This is a genomic window from Streptomyces sp. MUSC 14 (assembly GCF_001866675.1).
In the GTDB taxonomy this organism is placed as follows: domain Bacteria; phylum Actinomycetota; class Actinomycetes; order Streptomycetales; family Streptomycetaceae; genus Streptomyces.
On sequence record NZ_MLYN01000008.1, the window covers coordinates 20,715 to 38,591 of the forward strand.

Below are 17,877 nucleotides of genomic sequence, written 5' to 3' on the forward strand. Positions count from 1 at the left end.
ACTCCCGTTCTCAGAGGTGCTGGTCAGAGCGCGTCGGGGCCGCGCTCGCCGGTGCGGACCCGTACGGCCGTGTCGACCGGCAGGGCCCAGACCTTGCCGTCACCGATCTTTCCGGTGCGGGCCGCCTTCACGATGACCTCGATCAGCTGCTCGGCGTCGTCGTCCTCGGCCAGCACCTCGATGCGGATCTTCGGGACCAGGTCGACGGTGTACTCGGCACCCCGGTAGACCTCGGTGTGGCCCCGCTGCCGACCGTAACCGCTGGCCTCGGTGACCGTCAGTCCGTGGACGCCGAACGCCTGAAGCGCTTCCTTGATCTCGTCCAGCCGGTGCGGCTTGACGACGGCGGTGATGAGCTTCATGCGTCCACCTTCTTGGTCTGGGCGGCGGCCGGGGACGGGGCGTGGGCGGCGGAGCCGATGACACCGCCGCCGGTGCCGCTGAAGTCGTAGGCGCTCTCGGCGTGCTCGGCCCGGTCGATGCCGGAGATCTCCTCGTCCTCGGTGACCCGCATCCCGATGGTCTTGTCGAGGAGGAAGGCGAGGACCGCGGAGACGACCAGGGAGTAGGCGAGGACCGCGCCGACACCGGCGCACTGCTTCCACAGCTGGGTGAAGGAGTGGTCGCCGTAGAAGACGCCGGTCGCGGTGGACTGGCCCTTGCCGGTGGCGAAGAAGCCGATCAGCAGGGAGCCGATGATGCCGCCGACCATGTGGACGCCGACCACGTCGAGCGAGTCGTCGAAGCCGAACCTGAACTTGAGGCCGACGGCCGCGGCGCAGGCGACACCGGCGATGGCGCCGACGGCGATCGCGCCGAGCGGGGAGACCGCGCCGCCGGACGGGGTGATCGCGACCAGACCGGCGACCGCGCCGGAGGCGGCGCCCAGCGTGGTGAACGCACCGTGCCGGATCTTCTCGTAGGCGAGCCAGGCCAGCATGGCGGCACCCGTCGCGACCTGCGTGTTGACGAACATCAGCGCGCCGACGCCGTCGTCGTTGCCGAGCCAGGAGCCCGCGTTGAAGCCGAACCAGCCGAACCAGAGCAGACCGGCGCCGAGCATGACCAGCGGGAGGCTGTGCGGGCGCATCGGGTCCTTCTTGAAGCCGACGCGCTTGCCGATGACGAGGATGACACCGAGCGCCGCCGCACCCGCGTTGATGTGGACCGCCGTACCGCCCGCGAAGTCGATCACGCCGAGCTTGAAGGCCCAGCCGTCGGCGCCCCAGACCCAGTGGGCGACCGGGACGTAGACGATCGTGGCCCACAGGGCGATGAACAGGCACCAGGCCGAGAACTTCACGCGGTCGGCGAGGGCTCCGCTGATCAGGGCCGGGGTGATGATGGCGAACATCATCTGGAACACCATGAAGACGAAGATCGGAATGGTGTATCCGGGCCACAGCTCGGTCAGGCCGATGTGGCTGAGACCGAACCAGTTCGCGTTCCAGCCGATGAGGCCGTTGTGCGTGCCGAAGGCGAGGGAGAAGCCGTAGAGCGTCCAGAGGATGGTGATGATGCCCATGCTGATGAAGCTCATCATCAGCATGTTGAGGGTGCTCTTGACCCGGACCATGCCTCCGTAGAAGAAGGCCAGACCCGGGGTCATGATCAGCACCAGGGCGGAAGCGATCAGCATGAAGCCTGTGTTCGCGGATGACAGCTTGGGTGCCTCCGCGGCAAGCGTGATGGCTGGGGCCATCGGCGTCTCCTCGTCGGTTTCTACGGCCCCGTGCGGGCGGTACCGGGCCTGGGGCGGTCCGGTCGGGTGAGGGGTGGGCCGGTTATGCGCCATGAGATTGACGCAGCGCGGTTTCGGTGGAAGCCCCTCGTTGTTTCGCCGGGGTGACGAAGGCGCCGTGCGTGTTACGCGTGGATGAACGACCGGATCTCCGGGAGGGAGACAGACCGGCCGCGGCGGGCCTCTCGATGACCTGGCATGGGGGAGCCGAGTCGAGCGGTTCGGGAGGCCCGGCCGCGGCCGGGGCTTGGCGTGCCGGGGTCGGTCAGACGGCCTCGGCGGTCTCGGGGAGGTCCACGGCGAGCTGGTCGGTGAGGCCGACGACGACGGCGAGGTCGCCGTAGTCCCGCGCGGCGGTGTCGACGGTCTTTCGGATACGAGTGTTCACGCGCTCGGAGCGGACCTTCTTGGCGATCTCCATGGCCCGGGAGGCGTATTCCGTGCCCCGCTCGGGCTCACGCTGGAGCAGGTGCACGGTGGCCTTGCCGATCAGGTTCAGCGCATACGACCGCTGGTGCTCCGGATCGTCGGCGAACAGCTCCACCGCCCGCCGCATGAGCGGCTCGGCGAGGGAGGCGTAGGTGGGGCTGCGCCCGGCGACGTAGGCGAGGTCGCGGTAGGAATGGGAGTTCTCGCCGTACAGCTCGGCCTCGGAGAAGAAGCGGATCCAGTCGGGGTCCGGCTCGTCCCACTCGTCGGCCTCGGCGAAGGTGTCCTCGGCCATGCGGACCGCGCGCTTGGTCTTGCCGGGCTGGCCCATGTTCGCGTACGCGCGGGCCTCCATCGCATACAGCATCGCCTGGGTGCGCGGGCTCGCGCAGTCACGGCTGCCGTACTGAGCGAGGTGGATCAGCTCCAGGGCGTCGTCGGGCCGGCCCAGGTGGATCATCTGGCGGCTCATGCTGGAGAGGATGTACGACCCCAGGGGCTTGTCGCCGGCCTCCTTGGCGGCGTGCAGGGCGAGCACGAAGTACTTCTGCGCGGTGGGCTGGAGGCCGACGTCGTACGACATCCAGCCCGCCAGCTCGGCCAGTTCGGCGGCGACCTTGAACAGGATGCGGGTGGTGGCCTCGGGCTGGGGTTCCTGGAGCAGGTCGGTGACCTCGTGGAGCTGCCCGACGACCGCCTTGCGGCGCAGGCCGCCGCCGCACTGGGCGTCCCACTGGCGGAACATCCTGGTGGTGGACTCCAGCAGGTCCAGCTCGGGCCGGGACAGACGGCCGGGGCGGCGCGGGTCGAGGGCGGCGCGGGACTCGGGGCAGCCCGGGGAGGCCGGGCTCGGCACGAGCCAGCGCTGCATCGGCTCGATCAGGGAGGGACCGGCGGACAGGGCGAGGGAGGTGCCGAGGAAGCCGCGCCGGGCGAGCATCAGGTCGCTGCGCGAGAACTCGCTGAGCAGGGCGACGGTCTGCGGTCCGGTCCAGGGCAGGTCGACGCCGGTCGCGGAGGGTGACTGGCGGGCCGCGCGCAGGCCGAGGTCCTCGATGGAGACCACGCAGCCGAAGCGCTCCGAGAACAGCTCCGAGAGGATGCGCGGGATCGGTTCGCGCGGGTTCTCGCCGTCCAGCCAGCGTCGTACGCGCGAGGTGTCCGTGGAGATGTGGTTGGCGCCCAACTGGCGGGCCCGGCGGTTGACTTGGCGGGCCAGCTCGCCCTTGGACCAGCCGCTGCGCACGAACCACGAGCCGAGCAGCTCGTTGGGGTGCTTGTCAGCGTTCACCCCGCTACCGCCGTTGCCGCTCACTGGAACGCCCCCATTCCTGAGACCACTTGTCGCCGCGTACGCCAAGCCCTATCAGAATGCCGGTAAATACGGCCTCCCGTCCGCCGGTTCTCACCCTTCGAACGGGATGACGACTCGCCTCCGGCATACCCATGGACGCATATGCCCCCAGGACTCGCACACTCACAGTAATCCTACGATCACCCGTCCAGCCATGGCGATCCCGGAAACGCCACCATTCGCCACCCCTTCGAATGAACTCACGATCCCCGGGACGCGATTCACTTGACATAGGACGACCGGAAGTGGGCGGAGTGAAGCACCTGGGGGCGCAGGCAACCCGGTGCGCCACCCCGAGCGCTTCCAGGCGCCGCGTTGACCCCGCGCTTGATCGACGGCCGGCGCGGGAAGGCGGAGCCGTAGCGTTACGTTCCGCTTTCGTCCCGTTCCGTGTCGTAACCACCGGCGCGCTGGACCCGTTGGAGGGGGCATGGGCTTCACGATCGGCGGCATCCGCGAGATCCGCTCCGGCGCGCGTCGGCGCGGCCGGTCATCGGAGTGCACGGCCGTCGCCGAGTTCACCGGGCTGTGGGGCTGGGACGTGGTGCCGGGCGCGCGAGCCGCGGCGGGCGCCTGCTCCTGCGGGCGCGCCGAGTGCCCGGCACCGGGGGCCCACCCGCTGGACTTCGCGCCCCAGGTGCCGGCCGGGGCGACGCTGGACGAGGTGAGCAAGGCCTGGTCGGAGTTCCCGGGCGCCGCGGTGATGCTGCCGGTGGGCCAGGCGTTCGACGTCGTCGAGGTCTCCGAGGCGGCCGGCCGGCGCGCCCTGGTCCGCCTGGAGCGGATGGGACTGCCCCTCGGCCCGGTGGCCGCGACCCCGGACGGCCGCGCGCACTTCTTCGTCGGGCCCGGCTCCGCCGCCGAACTGCCCCGGCTGCTCTACCGCATGGGCTGGGACGACCCCTCGGCCCTGGACCTGAGCGGCCTCGGCCCCGGTGCGTACGTCACGGCGCCGCCCTCCGACCGGGGCGGGCTGGGCCCGGTGCGCTGGCTGCGCCCGCCGGCGCTGGACTCGGCGACCGCGCCTCCGGCGGCCCGGCTGGTGCTGGGCACGCTGGCGTATGTGGCGCACCGGTCGCGGGCGCGGGCCTGACCCCGAGCACCGGCCCGCGAGCACCGGCCCGCACAAGGCGAAGCGCCCGTCCCCAACTGCACCTTGGGGCCGGGCGCTTCTCACGCGCAGGTAGTAAATTTACGACCTTCTCAGTCACCGATCAGTGCGTCCACGAACGCCTCCGGCTCGAACGGCGCCAGGTCGTCCGCGCCCTCACCGAGGCCGACGAGCTTGACCGGCACGCCCAGCTCACGCTGGACCGCGACGACGATGCCGCCCTTGGCAGTGCCGTCGAGCTTGGTCAGCACGATGCCGGTGATGTCCACGACCTCCGCGAAGACGCGGGCCTGGACCAGACCGTTCTGGCCGGTGGTGGCGTCGAGGACGAGCAGCACCTCGTCCAGCGGCGCGTGCTTCTCCACGACCCGCTTGACCTTGCCCAGCTCGTCCATGAGGCCGGTCTTGGTGTGCAGGCGGCCGGCGGTGTCGATGAGGACGACGTCGACCCCCATCTCCTTGCCCTCCTTGACCGCGTCGAAGGCCACGGACGCCGGGTCGCCGGCCTCGGGGCCGCGCACGGTGTGGGCGCCGACGCGCTCGCCCCAGGTCTGGAGCTGGTCGGCGGCGGCGGCGCGGAAGGTGTCGGCGGCGCCGAGCACCACGGTGCGGCCGTCGGCGACGAGCACGCGCGCGAGCTTGCCGGTGGTGGTGGTCTTGCCGGTGCCGTTGACGCCGACGACCATCACGATGCCGGGCTTGCGGTCCTCGGGCTCGGTCTTCACCGTGCGGTCGACATCGGTGCCGACCAGCTTGAGCAGCTCCTCGCGCAGCAGGCCGCGCAGCTCCTCGGGGGTGCGGGTGCCGAGCACCTTGACGCGCTCGCGCAGGCCCTCGACCAGCTCCTGGGTGGGCTGCACGCCGACGTCGGCGGTGAGCAGCGTGTCCTCGATCTCCTCCCAGGTGTCGTCGTCGAGGTGCTCGCGCGACAGGAGCGTGAGCAGGCCCTTGCCGAGTGCGTTCTGGGAGCGGGACAGGCGGGCGCGCAGGCGGACCAGCCGGCCTGCGGTGGGCTCCGGGATCTCGATCTCCGGAGCCTCTTCGAGAGAGGGCTCGGCGGCGGGAGGCTCCTCCACGGCGACCGGTGCGGCGCCGCCGGGGAGATCCACCTCCTCGATCGTCCGGCGCGGTTCGTCGCGCGGTGTCTCGGCCTCGTCGCCGACGTGCGGCTCGGCCGGGGGGGCGGTGATGTCGGGCGTCTTCGGGGGAGGCGGAGGCAGCGGCTTCCGGCGCCGGGTGCCCACGATCAGCCCGCCGAGCGCGCCGATCACGACCACGGCGATGACTACAGCAAGGATGACGGTTTCCATAACCCGTCCAGTATCAGCCATGGGTGACGACGGACGCCGGTTTGTGGCTTCCTCTGAGAGACAAACGCCACGTACGGCGAGGAGTCGGAGCAAAGTACGATGGTGGCGCATCTGTTGACGCGCGTAGAGTCCGAGCGTCCCCGTTCCCCCCACGGCAGGCCCCTTTTCCATGAGCAAAACCGTCGAGACCGAAGGCGCTCTCGAGACCCGAGGGATCGAGCAGGTCCCGGATCACGAGCGCACCGCGAAGACCCGTGAGCTGTTCCCGACCTGGGTCGGCGCCAACATCAGCGTGCTGCTGCTGACGATGGGCGCGAGCCTCGTCGTCGCGTACCACCTGAACATCTGGCAGGCGCTCGTGGTCGCGGCGGCCGCGCCGGTCGTGTCGTACGGCCTCGTCGGGCTGATCGGGATCGCGGGCAAGCGGGGCGGCGCGCCCGGCATGGCGCTGTCCCGGGCGGTCTTCGGCCAGCGCGGCAATCTGCTGCCCGGCTCGCTGATCTGGGTCGCGCGCTGGGGCTGGGAGACGATCAACGCGGTCACCGGCGCTTACGCGATGCTCACCATCCTGGACATCGCGTTCGGCCTGAAGGCGAACAGCGTGCTGGACATGGTGATGCTGCTGGCGTTCGTCGTGGCGACCTTCGCGATCTCCGGGCTCGGCATCAACGCCGTGCAGAAGTGCAACAAGTACGCGACGTATCTCTTCGGCGTCTTCTCGGTGCTCGTCCTGGCCTACCTGGTGGCGAACACCGACTGGTCGAAGGTGATGCACCACGGCGGCGGTTCGACGGCCGCGGTGATCACCGGTGTCGGCATGATCGCGGCCGGCGGTGTCAGCTGGATCCCGACCGCGCCGGACTTCACCCGCTACCTGCCGCGCACGGCGTCGTCCAAGGCGATCGTCGGTACGGCGGTGGGCGGCGCCGGTGTCGTCGTGCTCCCCATGGTCCTGATGGGCGCGGTGATGGCGGTCTCCACGCCGGACCTGGCCTCGGCGACCGACCCGGTGTCCTTCCTCGGCGAGATCCTGCCGACCTGGATCGCGGTGCCGTACCTGTGCATCTCGCTGATCGGCATGCTGCTGATCAACTCGATGTCGATGTACTCGGCGGGCTTCACCGCGCAGACCCTCGGCTTCAAGGTGCCGCGCCACTGGGCGGTCTCCGTCAACGCCGTGATCTCGCTGATCTTCGGCGGTGTGCTGATGCTGGTGGCGACGAGCTTCATGGGTTCGTTCATCGCCTTCCTCTCCCTGCTGGCGGTCGCCTTCTCCGCGTGGGTCGGCGTGTTCGGGGCGGACATGCTGCGCCGCACCGAGTACGACGGCGCGGCGATGGCCGACACCACCCGCACCAGCGCCTACTGGTACAAGGGCGGCTTCTCCCCCGCGGCCGTGGCCGCCTGGGCGATCGGCCTGGTCTCGGGCCTGATGTTCACGACGTCGGACTGGTTCACCGGCCCGCTCGCGAAGAACAACGTCATCGGCGAGTACGGCCTCGGCTGGGTCGCCACGATCGTGATCTCCGGCCTGCTGTACCTGGTCCTGCCGAAGCCCGCGGCGACCCGGCCGGCTGCGGCCGCCGAGCCGGCCGAGGAGCCCGCGACCGTCGACGCCTGAGGCGCCTCAGCGCGGCCGGCCGCTCTTGTGGAGGGCCGCGCTCGCCCGGAAGCGCAGGCGTGAGCAGCGGTCCCTCGTTTCCTGCTCGGCGTCGTCGGGACAGCAGCAGTGGCGGGCGAGCCACCGCAGATCGTCCGGTGCGAGCCAGAGGGCGACGCGGTCCCGCCCGGCCTCCGCCCGCGGGTCGGTGGGTACGGCGCCGGGTACGGCTCCGGTCATCCCGCGAGCCTACCTCCCGTCCCGCCATGGCCATCTGACGCTACGTCAGCTACCGTCCCCCTCCACCGAGCCGTACCGGAGGGGGACTTGCCATGCCCGTCACGGTCGTCCGTTTCAACCTCGTCGCTCCGGGCGCCACGCCCGCCGCCCTCTCCGCCCGCTACCGGGCCGCCCTGGAGATGGCCGCGTACGCCGACGAGCACGGCGTCGCCACCGTGCAGACCGAGGAGCACCACGGCGCCGGGAACAACTGGCTGCCGTCGCCGTTCGCCTTCGCCGGAGCGGTGTTCGGGGCGACCCGGAACATCGCGGTGACGGTGTCGGCGGTGATCGGCCCGCTGCACGACCCGCTGCGGCTGGCCGAGGAGATCGCCGTACTGGACCTGCTGAGCGGCGGGCGGCTCGTGACGGTGGCCGGCATCGGGTACCGCCCCGAGGAATACGCCCTGTTCGACGTGGACTGGAAGCGCCGGGGCCGGCTCCAGGACGAGCTGCTGGAGACGCTGCTGGCGGCGTGGTCGGGCGAGGAGTTCACGTACCGGGGCCGTACCGTACGGCTCACCCCGCGCCCGTTCACCGCGCCGCACCCGCTACTGCTGGTCGGCGGTTCCTCGAAGGCCGCCGCCCGCCGGGCCGCCCGGCTCGGCCTGCCGTTCTTCCCGAGCGCGCATCTGCCCGAGCTGGAGGCGTACTACAAGGAGCGGCTCGCCGAGTACGGCACCGAGGGCTGGGTCATGATGCCCGCGCCGCAGACGCCCCTGCTGCATGTCTCCGAGGACCCGGACCGGGCGTGGGCGGTGTACGGCGAGCACTTCCTGCACGAGGCGCGGACGTACGCCTCCTGGCAGTCCGGGCAGATCCGCTCGGCGGTGAAGTCGGCGGCCACGACGGTCGAGGAGCTGCGCGCGGAGGGTGTCTACCGGATCCTCACGCCGGAGCAGTGCGTGGCGCAGGAGCTGGACAACCTGGTCCTGCATCCGCTGGCGGGCGGGATGCCGGTGGAGGAGGGGTGGCGGAGTCTACGGCTGTTCGCGCAGCGGGTGCTGCCCGCGCTCGGCACCTGACACCTGGCCTCGGGGCGACGACACCGCCGCCCCCGTTCCGGACAGTGGCCGGAACGGGGGCGGCGGACGGTACGAGGAGAGGGGCAGCGGGGACTTGGCCCCTACTCCTCGGTCTCGGTGGGCCTCCTCGGGGAGGGTCAGCCCATCTCCTCCAGCGCCTTGCCCTTCGTCTCCTTGACGAACTTCAGGACGAACGGGATGGAGAGCGCGGCGAAGACCGTGTAGATCACGTAGGTGCCGGACAGGTTCCAGTCGGCCAGCGACGGGAAGCTCGCGGTGATGGCCCAGTTGGCGATCCACTGCGCGGAGGCGGCGACACCCAGGGCGGCGGCGCGGATCCTGTTCGGGAACATCTCGCCGAGGAAGACCCAGACCACCACGCCCCACGACAGGGCGAAGAAGAGGACGAAGATGTGCGCGGCGATCAGGGCGGTCCAGCCCTGCGTGGCGGGCAGCTTGCCGTCGACCAGGTGGTAGCTGAACGCCCAGGCCTCCAGCGCCAGACCGACGACCATGCCGACCGAGCCGATGAGGGCGAGCGGCTTGCGGCCGACGCGGTCCACGAAGATCATCGCGATCACGGTGCCGACGATGTTGATGATCGACGTCGTGAAGGAGTAGAAGAACGAGTCCGTCGGGTCGATGCCGACCGACTGCCACAGCGTCGAGGAGTAGTAGAACGCGACGTTGATGCCGACGAACTGCTGGAAGACCGACAGGCCGATGCCGACCCAGACGATCGGCTTGAAGAAGAACCCGCCGCCGAGCAGGTCCTTGAAGGTGGACTTGTGCTCGCTCTTCATCGCGTGCTCGATCTCGGCGACGCGGGCGTCCAGGTCGGTGCCCGTGCCCTCGACCTCGGCGAGGATCTCCTTGGCGCGCTCACGCTTGCCGACGGAGAGCAGGAAGCGCGGGGACTCGGGGATCGCGAAGGAGAGCAGGCCGTACAGGACGGCCGGGACGACCATGACGCCGAGCATGACCTGCCAGGCCTCCAGGCCCATCAGGTGACCGCGCTGCTTGCCGCCGGCGGCGTTCAGCAGGCCCCAGTTGACCAGCTGGGAGATGGCGATGCCGACGACGATCGCGGCCTGCTGGAAGGAACCGAGCCGGCCGCGGTAGGCGGGCGGCGCGACCTCGGCGATGTAGGCGGGGCCGATGACGGAGGCCATGCCGATGGCGAAGCCGCCGATGATGCGCCAGAAGGCGAGGTCCCACAGCGCGAAGGGCAGCGCGGAGCCGACGGCGCTGATGGTGAAGAGGACGGCGGCGATCTGCATGCAGCGGATCCGGCCGATGCGGTCGGCTATGCGGCCGGCCGTGGCGGCGCCGATGGCACAGCCGATCAGGGCGATCGCGATGACCTGGGCGAGGGCGGCGGAGCCGATGTCGTACTTGGTGCGGATGGCCTCGACGGCACCGTTGATCACGGAGCTGTCGTAACCGAAGAGGAAACCGCCCATGGCGGCGGCAGCCGCGATGAAGATGACGTGCCCGAGATGTTCGGGATGAGCCGTTCCGGCTCCTGACTGAGGTGCCTGCGCTGTGCTGGTCACGTGTATCTCCTCGGGCCACGGCAACGCTGCCGGGTGGGGGGCGAGCCCTGTCAAGTTCAAGTGGCGCATACGGGGGGTGCGCTCACACCTGAAGGTAAAAGCAACGTTGCAGAGACTATGCCTTCAAGTTTCGAAGTCAATAGTTCAGCCCCTGTGAGCTTTTAGATATTCCAGGACACCCCGTGTTCACTTCTCGAACACAGGGTGAGTTGATCTTGAATGGGCTAGCGAAGCCGCTGAGAAATGACCTTCGAGACGCCGTCGCCCTGCATGGAGACGCCGTAGAGCGCGTCGGCGACCTCCATCGTGCGCTTCTGATGCGTGATCACGATCAGCTGCGAGGCCTCCTGCAGCTCCTGCATGATCCGGATCAGCCGCTGGAGGTTGGTGTCGTCGAGCGCGGCCTCGACCTCGTCCATGACGTAGAAGGGGCTCGGCCGGGCCTTGAAGATCGACACCAGCAGTGCGACGGCCGTCAGCGACCGCTCACCGCCCGACAACAGGGAGAGCCGCTTGACCTTCTTGCCCGGCGGGCGGGCCTCGACGTCCACACCGGTGGTGAGCATGTTGTCGGGATCGGTCAGGATCAGCCGTCCCTCGCCGCCAGGGAAGAGCCGGCTGAAGACGCCCTCGAACTCGCGGGCCGTGTCCCGGTACGCCTCGGTGAAGACCTGCTCGACGCGCTCGTCGACCTCCTTCACCACCTGAAGCAGGTCGGCCCGCGTCTTCTTCAGGTCCTCCAGCTGCTCGCTGAGGAACTTGTGCCGCTCCTCCAGCGCCGCGAACTCCTCCAGCGCCAGCGGATTGACCTTGCCCAGCTGCTGGTACGCCCGCTCGGCCGCCTTGAGCCGGCGTTCCTGCTCGGCCCGGTGGAAGGGCCGGGGCTGGTTGCGCGGGTGTTCGGGGTCCTCGGGCAGCACCTCGCCCTCGGCGGGCGGCGAAGGCGGCACCGGCAGGTGCGGCCCGTACTCCGACACCAGTCCCGCCGGCTCGACGCCCAGCTCCTCCAGCGCCTTGGTCTCCAGCTGCTCGATCCGCAGCCGCTTCTCGGCGCCGAGCACCTCGCCGCGGTGCACCGAGTCCGTCAGCTTGTCCAGTTCCGACTTCAGTTCGCGGCCCGCGGTGCGCGCGGCGGTCAGCTCCTGCTCACGCCGCGCCTTCGCGGCCTCGGCGGCGGTGCGCTCCCGCTCGGCGCGGGCGAGGGACACGTCGATGTGCGCGAGCAGCTGCCGGCTGCCGGCGGCGACGGCCCCGGCGACGGCCGCCTCGTGCCGCAGCCGGGCCCGGCGCTGCTCGGCACGCGCGCGTGCCTCGCGTTCGGCGCGGGCGGCCCGGTCGAGCGAGTCGGCCCGCCCGGCGAGCCCCTTGACCCGCTCCTCGTGGGTACGGACCTGGAGCCGGGCCTCCATCTCGGTCTGCCGGGCATTGGCCCCGTCGGCGGCGAGCCGGTCGCGCACCGAGGTGTCCGGCTCCTCCTCGACCGGCATCTCCTCCGCGACGGCGAGCCGCTCGGCCAGCTCCTCGGCCTCCTGTACGGCCCTGTCCAGCGCGTCCTGCGCGCGGGCGGCGGCCGCGGCGGAGCGCTCGGCCTCCCCGGCGGCACCGCGGGCCTGCCCGGCGAGCCGGCCGAGCTGCTGGGCGACGGCGGACTTCTCCCGGTCGGCGGCCCTGCGCCGCTCCTCCAGCTCTTCCACGAGGGCGGCGGCCTCGGCACGCCGGTCGGTCGCCGCCCGCTGCGCCTCGGTCAGCTCCTCGCAGCGCAGCGCCAGCTCGTCCAGCTCGGCCGCGGCCTCGTCCACGGAGGCCTGCACCTCCAGCAGGCTCGGCGCGCCGGCCGAGCCGCCGTGGGCGAAGTGGGCGCCGAGCAGGTCGCCCTCGGCGGTGACGGCGGTGAGTTCCGGGTGCGCGTAGACCAGTTCCTCGGCGTCCTCCAAGGTCCCGACGACCACGATTCCTTGCAGGAGGCGGTGGACGGCGGGCATGAGTTCGGCGGGGCCGCGCACGAGCTCAGTGGCGGTGCGCCCACCGGGGGGTGTGGTGATGGATGCATCGGCGACTGCGGGTGCGTCGTGGCTGAGCGCGCAGTTCCCCGCGCCCCTGCGGGGCGCATCGTCCCCCGCCAGGATCAATGCCGCCCGGCCGCCGTCCTGTTTGCGCAGGAGGCGGATCGCGTCCGCCGCCGCTGCCGGGGTCGACACGGCGATGGCGTCCGCCGCCGCGCCGAACGCCGCCGCCAGGGGGACCTCGTAGCCGGGGGCGACCGTCAACAGTCCGGCCGCCGGGCCGAGTACGCCCGTCAGCCGGTCCCGGGCACCCAGCAGTATCCCGGTGCCGTCCTTCCGCCGCAGGCCCAGGGCCAGGGCCTCCCGGCGGGCCTGGGTCGCGGCGCGGCTGCGCTCGGCCGTGGTGAGGGCCTCGCGGGCAGCGCTCAGGGCGGACTCCGCCTCGGCGAGCTGCCGTCTGGCCGCCTCGTGCCGCCCGGCAAGGTCCGCGTCGTCGGCGTCGAGGCCGTCCACCTCGGCCTTGAGTGCCTCGTACTCCTCCTGGGCGGCGACCGCCCGTTCCTGGGCCTCGTCGCGGGCCGCGGCCAGCCGGTCGATCTCGGCCTGCGCCGAGGCCGCGCGCGAACGGGCCGCGTTGACCTGGCCGTTGAGGCGGGCCAGACCCTCGCGGCGGTCGGCGATGGCGCGGGCCACGTCCTTCAGCCGGCGCTCCTCGACGGCCAGTTCCCGCTCCAGCTCGGCCCGGTGGGCGACGGTGTCGTCCAGGGCGTGCTGGGCCGCGTCCAGGGCGGCCTCCAGCTCGGCCTCCTGCTCGCGGATGCGGGCGGCCTCGCGCTCCAGGTCCTCGGGGTCGCGCCCGCGCCGCTCCTCGGGGGGCGCGGACGTCGCGCTCTTCACGCGCGCGTCGGCCAGCGAGATCGTGCCCCGTACGCGTTCGGCCAGCTGGGACAGCTCGTACCAGGTCTGCTGGGCGCGCTGGAGGCGCGGCGTGAGCTGCCGGACCTCGTCCTCCAGCAGGGCCTCGCGCTGCAGGGCCTTCTTCAGCTCCTGCTCGGCCGACTCCTTGCGCTCCTTCAGGGCGGCCTCGTCGGCGATCTCGGTCCTCAGCGCCTCGCGCAGCCGTACGAGGTCGTCGGCGAGCAGGCGCAGGCGCGCGTCGCGGAGGTCGGCCTGGATGACGGCCGCCCTTCTCGCCACCGCCGCCTGGCGGCCGAGGGGCTTGAGCTGGCGGCGCAGTTCGTCGGTCAGGTCCTGTACGCGCGCGAGGTTGGCCTGCATCGCGTCCAGCTTCCGCAGCGCCTTCTCCTTGCGCTTGCGGTGCTTGAGGACGCCGGCCGCCTCCTCGATGAAGGCGCGGCGGCCCATGGGGTCGGCGTGCAGGACGGAGTCGAGCTGGCCCTGGCCGACGATGACGTGCATCTCGCGGCCGATGCCGGAGTCGGAGAGGAGGTCCTGGATGTCGAGGAGGCGGCAGGTGTCGCCGTTGATCTGGTACTCGCTGCCGCCGTTGCGGAACATGATCCGCGTGATGGTGACCTCGGCGTACTCGATGGGCAGCGCACCGTCGGAGTTGTCGATGGTCAGGGACACCTCGGCGCGGCCCAGCGGCGGGCGGCCGGTGGTGCCGGCGAAGATGACGTCCTCCATCTTGCCGCCGCGCAGCGACTTGGCGCCCTGTTCGCCCATGACCCAGCTGAGCGCGTCCACGACATTGGACTTGCCCGAGCCGTTCGGTCCGACGACACACGTGATGCCCGGTTCGAACCGGAGTGTGGTCGCCGAGGCGAACGACTTGAACCCGCGGAGGGTCAGGGCCTTGAGGTGCACGCCGTCGGACTCTACCGGGCGCCGCTATCTCACTCCACGAACCCTCCGGGCCGCGCGGTTTCACCAGTGAACATGCAGGGCACACCGTACGTTAAAGAGGGTGAAACGATGCGGGGGAAAGCAGAAAGAAGGAAGGGACGCCGAAGCGTCCCTTGCAACTCTGACGACTGGGTTGCAGCCGTCCGATCAACTGAGCGGTTGATTCGGCAGCCCGATGACTGCGACTGCTGTCGTGGAGCGATGCAGTAATCAGGTGAGCGCAGGCTCCGCCTGGTGTGCGTCGATGCTCTCCATGATCCTGTCCTGAGAGGCGGCAGCCGTCAGCGCATCGTTCTCCGCCTGGATCCGTACGAGCTCGGACTCCAGGTCCTGGACGCGCTGCTGCAACCGTCGCATCTCGGCGAGGAGTCGAGGGTCGGAGCCGCCGACGTAACCGAGAAGCGCCTTTGCCATGATGGATGGTCCTCCACACTGAGTGACCGACCGATGCGGTGTGGGTCGTGAGGGATTCGCACCCGCGGTGCTTGGCACATCCGGGTGTTGCTCTGCTGTTGCTTCATGCCAAACAGCTAAGGTGCGCGGGGCTTTCAGCGTCTCACCAAAAAGTTTGACGGTCAACACGATCACACCCCGTATTGGCGGGCGAACCGGGGGCACGCGGCCGGGAAATCGGCGGCGCGGCGACTCTTCCGGTGCCTCGGGGCGTGTCGATCAGTCGTAGCAGGGGAGCCTGCCATGCCGGGCTCTTCTTGGCAACCACCAGGCCGTTTCCACCGTCCGCACCCGCGCGCGGCGCCTCTTCGCGCGCCCGCCGGCGCGGTGTCGCGGGCCCCGGTCAGCGGATGGCGAAGCCGTCGTAGCCGCCGCGGGGTGTGTCCCAGATCTCGGTGACACCTTCCACGCGCCCGGGCGTGTCGGTGCCCTGGAGCCAGTCGAGCAGTCCCTCGCAGTCCTCGCGCGGCCCCTCCGCGACCACCTGGACCCGGCCGTCGGCCAGATTGAGAGCAAAACCACTCAGGCCGCCGATCTCCAGTGCCTTCGCGCGCGTGAACCAGCGGAAACCCACACCTTGGACGTGTCCACGCACCCAGGCGACCAGCCGTACATCCTCGTTCATGGGTGCAACCTAACCGGCCGATGCCGCTCGGGACACGGCACCTCCCGATGCCATGGGGTAGCGTCCCCACCCAATGAATCTCATATGAAACTCACTCGATCGAGTGGGTCGGGTGGGCCAGGGGGAGTCAGGCGCCACCGGGCACCGGGCAGCCCGCGAGGACGAGGAAGAGGGCAAGGGGATGGGACGGCACCGACGCGCCGCCGAGGGCCGCGCCACGGGGCTCACGCACACGGACACCTCCGCCACCGGGAGCGACGGCCCACCGGACTCGTACACGCGTGACCCGTACACGACGGACTCATACGCGGCGGACTCGCACATGCGGGATCCGTACGCGACGGACTCGCACATGCCGGATCCGTACACGCGGGATCCGTACGCGATGGAGCTGTACCGGCGGGACGGGGTGCCCAAGGGCATCGCGCCGTATCTGAACCCGGAGGCCTACGCGGAGGCGAACCCCCGGGCCCACGCCTATCCGTTCGCCGACGGCGGTGGCCCGGGCTCCGGTGCGGGTGACGGGTTCACGCCGGGCGGCGACTCCTCGCGCCGCCGACGCCGCAAGAGGACCGGCGGGCCGGTGCGCGTGGGCCTGCTCGGCACGGCGGCCGCCGTCGCGCTCGGCACGGCCGCGGTGGCCACGGGCGTGGTGCCGGGACTGCAGCAGTACAGGCTCGGCGGCAGCACGGACACCGGCAGCGACTCGGTGCAGGCGGCGGGCTCGCCGGGCAACACGGCGACCGAGCAGGGCGGCACGTCGGGCAGCGCCGACCAGCGCGCGGGCGCCCCCGGCGTCGGCAGGACCGAGACGCGCCCGGCGTCCCCGAGCCCGTCCGCCTCCGCATCCGCCTCCGCATCGGCGTCGGCCTCGCCGTCCAGGACGGCAGGCGGGACCCCGGCGCCCCGGGCCACCGCGTCCCGGGCGGCGAGCACCCCGTCGCACACGGCGAGCAAGGCGCCCGCGGCGAGCGCCGCACCGGCGACGGTGTCGGCGCGGAGCGCGGCCGAGACGGAGGTGCTGAGGCTCGTCAACCAGGAACGGTCGAAGGTCGGGTGCAGCGCGCTCGCGGCGAACTCCTCGCTGGCCAAGCTGGCCGGGGCGTTCAGCGACGACATGGCCGCACGGGGCTTCTTCGACCACACGGACCCGGACGGCAAGTCACCGTGGGACCGGGCCTCGGCGGCCGGGATCAGCAACCTCGGCGGCGAGAACATAGCCCGCGGCCAGGCCGACGCGCAGGCCGTGATGACGGCCTGGATGAACAGCCCCGGCCACAAGGCCAACATCCTGAACTGCGACTTCAAGACCCTCGGCGTCGGCGTCCACTTCGGCGCGGGCGGCCCTTGGTGGACACAGGACTTCGGTTACTAAGGCTCACAGGGCGCGGCGGTAGGTCAGCGCGGGGCGGCCATTGAGCAGAGTCTCGCCGACGACCGCGAAACCCGTGCGGGCCAGCACGGCCCGTGAGGCGGCGTTGTCGAGGGTGGCCCGGGCCCGCAGGACCGTGAGGCCGTACCGCTCGGCGGCCAGGGCGCACACCTCCCGCACGCCCCAGCCGGCCAGCCCCCGGCCCGCCGCCCGCTCCGCGATCCGGTAGCCGAGTTCGGCGCCGCCGTCGGCCACGTCCACGAGGTTGACCCGGCCCAGCACGTCGCCGTCGGCCCCGATCACCACGTGGAAGCAGCACTCCCCCGCCTCCTGCTCCGCCAGCGAGGCGCGCAGCCGCTCGTCGAACCGGGCGAAGTACTCCTCGCCGCGGTCCGGGATGGACGCGGCGAAGTACGCCCGGTTCTCCCGCTCGAAGGCGAGGAGCGCGGGGGCGTGGTCCGGGCGGAGCAGACACAGCTCGGGCATGCGGGAACCGTACGCGTCCCGGCCCGCCGCCGCCCCCGTGTTTCCGGCGGCCTCAGGCTGCGCTGCGCCCGCGCGTGAACACCAGCGCGGTCTCCGTCACCCGGCGGCCCAGGTGCTCGGCGGTGGCGATGTCCGCCTTGTGGACGCCCTCGGGGCCCTGGTCGTTGTTGCTCTGCGCGGCGGCACCGGCGAAGAAGCCGAGGCGGTTGAGGTCGTTCTCGGAGCCGGTGCTGCTGTTCCAGCCGGGGAGCAGGCCCAGGTTCACCCAGGTCATGCCGTGCTGGGCGGCGAGGGTCTGGAAGAACTGAAGGGTGTGCAGCTTGTCGCCGCTCTTGGAGGCCGAGTTGGTGAAGCCGGCGGCCAGCTTGTCCTGCCAGGCGCGGGTGAACCAGCGGCCCGAGGTGCCCTCGGCGAAGACGTGGAAGGCGCCGGAGGCGGTGCCCATGTAGGTGGGCGAGCCGAAGACGATCGCGTCGGAGCGGTCCAGCGTCTCCCACTGCTCGTCGGTGATCTCGTCGACCTTGATCAGGTGCACCTCGGCACCCGCGTCGGCGGCACCGGCGCGCACGGCCTCGGCGAGGACGGCGGTGTGGCCGAAGCCGGAGTGGTAGGCGATGGAAACGACGGGGGCGGTCATGGGGACTCCTCAGATGGGCAGCTCGGAAGC

Annotated in this window: 15 protein-coding genes; 4 read left to right on the plus strand and 11 right to left on the minus strand. The window is 71.2% G+C overall.

Translation table 11 applies throughout. The annotated features are described in order from the left end of the window. Nucleotides 1–23 precede the first annotated feature (23 nt). From BIV25_RS03685 to BIV25_RS03695, 3 genes are all read right to left on the minus strand, one after another. The gene (locus tag BIV25_RS03685) at nt 24–362 is read right to left on the minus strand and encodes a P-II family nitrogen regulator (protein WP_071370669.1); all 339 of its coding nucleotides are present in this window, start codon (nt 360–362) and stop codon (nt 24–26) included. Next, on the minus strand, nt 359–1,702 hold the full coding sequence (locus BIV25_RS03690; RefSeq protein ID WP_071370670.1) for an ammonium transporter: 1,344 nt from the start codon (nt 1,700–1,702) through the stop codon (nt 359–361). The genes BIV25_RS03685 and BIV25_RS03690 overlap by 4 nt, the downstream gene beginning before the upstream one ends. Nucleotides 1,703–2,006: 304 nt before the next feature. Then, a complete protein-coding gene (locus BIV25_RS03695; protein WP_071370671.1) occupies nt 2,007–3,485 on the minus strand; it encodes a hypothetical protein in 1,479 nt (492 codons plus the stop codon). 469 nt (nt 3,486–3,954) lie between these two features. On the opposite strand from BIV25_RS03695, the gene BIV25_RS03700 reads away from it, so the two are divergent. After that, the gene (locus tag BIV25_RS03700) at nt 3,955–4,617 is read left to right on the plus strand and encodes a bifunctional DNA primase/polymerase (RefSeq protein ID WP_071370672.1); all 663 of its coding nucleotides are present in this window, start codon (nt 3,955–3,957) and stop codon (nt 4,615–4,617) included. Between the two features lie 110 nt (nt 4,618–4,727). On the opposite strand, the gene ftsY is transcribed toward BIV25_RS03700, so the two are convergent. Next, nucleotides 4,728–5,945 (minus strand): signal recognition particle-docking protein FtsY, encoded by a 1,218-nt coding sequence (gene ftsY / locus BIV25_RS03705; protein ID WP_071370673.1) that lies wholly within the window; start codon nt 5,943–5,945, stop codon nt 4,728–4,730. A 169-nt stretch (nt 5,946–6,114) separates the two neighbouring features. Between ftsY and BIV25_RS03710 the strand changes: the two genes are divergently transcribed. Further along, entirely contained in the window at nt 6,115–7,566 is a 1,452-nt protein-coding gene (locus BIV25_RS03710) for a cytosine permease (protein WP_071370674.1), read from the plus strand. Nucleotides 7,567–7,572: 6 nt separating this feature from the next. Here the strand turns inward: BIV25_RS03710 and BIV25_RS03715 are convergent, their stop codons facing one another. After that, a complete protein-coding gene (locus tag BIV25_RS03715) occupies nt 7,573–7,785 on the minus strand; it encodes a hypothetical protein (RefSeq protein ID WP_071370675.1) in 213 nt (70 codons plus the stop codon). Nucleotides 7,786–7,877: 92 nt separating this feature from the next. Between BIV25_RS03715 and BIV25_RS03720 the strand changes: the two genes are divergently transcribed. Continuing rightward, nucleotides 7,878–8,849, plus strand: coding sequence for an LLM class flavin-dependent oxidoreductase (locus tag BIV25_RS03720; protein ID WP_071370676.1), 972 nt, complete (start codon nt 7,878–7,880; stop codon nt 8,847–8,849). A gap of 137 nt (nt 8,850–8,986) precedes the next feature. On the opposite strand, the gene BIV25_RS03725 is transcribed toward BIV25_RS03720, so the two are convergent. The 4 genes from BIV25_RS03725 to BIV25_RS03740 form a co-directional block, all read right to left on the minus strand. Next, nucleotides 8,987–10,405: a sugar porter family MFS transporter gene (locus BIV25_RS03725; protein WP_071370677.1), complete on the minus strand. Its 1,419-nt coding sequence runs from the start codon at nt 10,403–10,405 to the stop codon at nt 8,987–8,989. A 224-nt stretch (nt 10,406–10,629) separates the two neighbouring features. After that, nucleotides 10,630–14,235 carry a chromosome segregation protein SMC gene (gene smc, locus BIV25_RS03730; protein ID WP_071370678.1) on the minus strand — a complete coding sequence of 1,202 codons (3,606 nt, stop codon included), beginning with the start codon at nt 14,233–14,235 and terminating at the stop codon, nt 10,630–10,632. A gap of 249 nt (nt 14,236–14,484) precedes the next feature. After that, complete coding sequence (locus BIV25_RS03735; protein ID WP_023546484.1) at nt 14,485–14,688, minus strand: hypothetical protein; 204 nt, start codon at nt 14,686–14,688, stop codon at nt 14,485–14,487. 382 nt (nt 14,689–15,070) lie between these two features. Beyond that, nucleotides 15,071–15,352 (minus strand): acylphosphatase, encoded by a 282-nt coding sequence (locus BIV25_RS03740; protein ID WP_071370679.1) that lies wholly within the window; start codon nt 15,350–15,352, stop codon nt 15,071–15,073. A 181-nt stretch (nt 15,353–15,533) separates the two neighbouring features. On the opposite strand from BIV25_RS03740, the gene BIV25_RS03745 reads away from it, so the two are divergent. Continuing rightward, on the plus strand, nt 15,534–16,727 hold the full coding sequence (locus BIV25_RS03745) for a CAP domain-containing protein (RefSeq protein ID WP_071370680.1): 1,194 nt from the start codon (nt 15,534–15,536) through the stop codon (nt 16,725–16,727). Between the two features lie 3 nt (nt 16,728–16,730). Here BIV25_RS03745 and BIV25_RS03750 read toward each other — a convergent pair whose 3' ends face one another. Together BIV25_RS03750 and BIV25_RS03755 are read right to left on the minus strand one after the other, a co-directional pair. Next, nucleotides 16,731–17,210 (minus strand): GNAT family N-acetyltransferase, encoded by a 480-nt coding sequence (locus BIV25_RS03750; protein WP_071370681.1) that lies wholly within the window; start codon nt 17,208–17,210, stop codon nt 16,731–16,733. A 52-nt stretch (nt 17,211–17,262) separates the two neighbouring features. After that, a complete protein-coding gene (locus BIV25_RS03755) occupies nt 17,263–17,847 on the minus strand; it encodes a flavodoxin family protein (protein WP_071370682.1) in 585 nt (194 codons plus the stop codon). Nucleotides 17,848–17,877 lie beyond the last annotated feature (30 nt).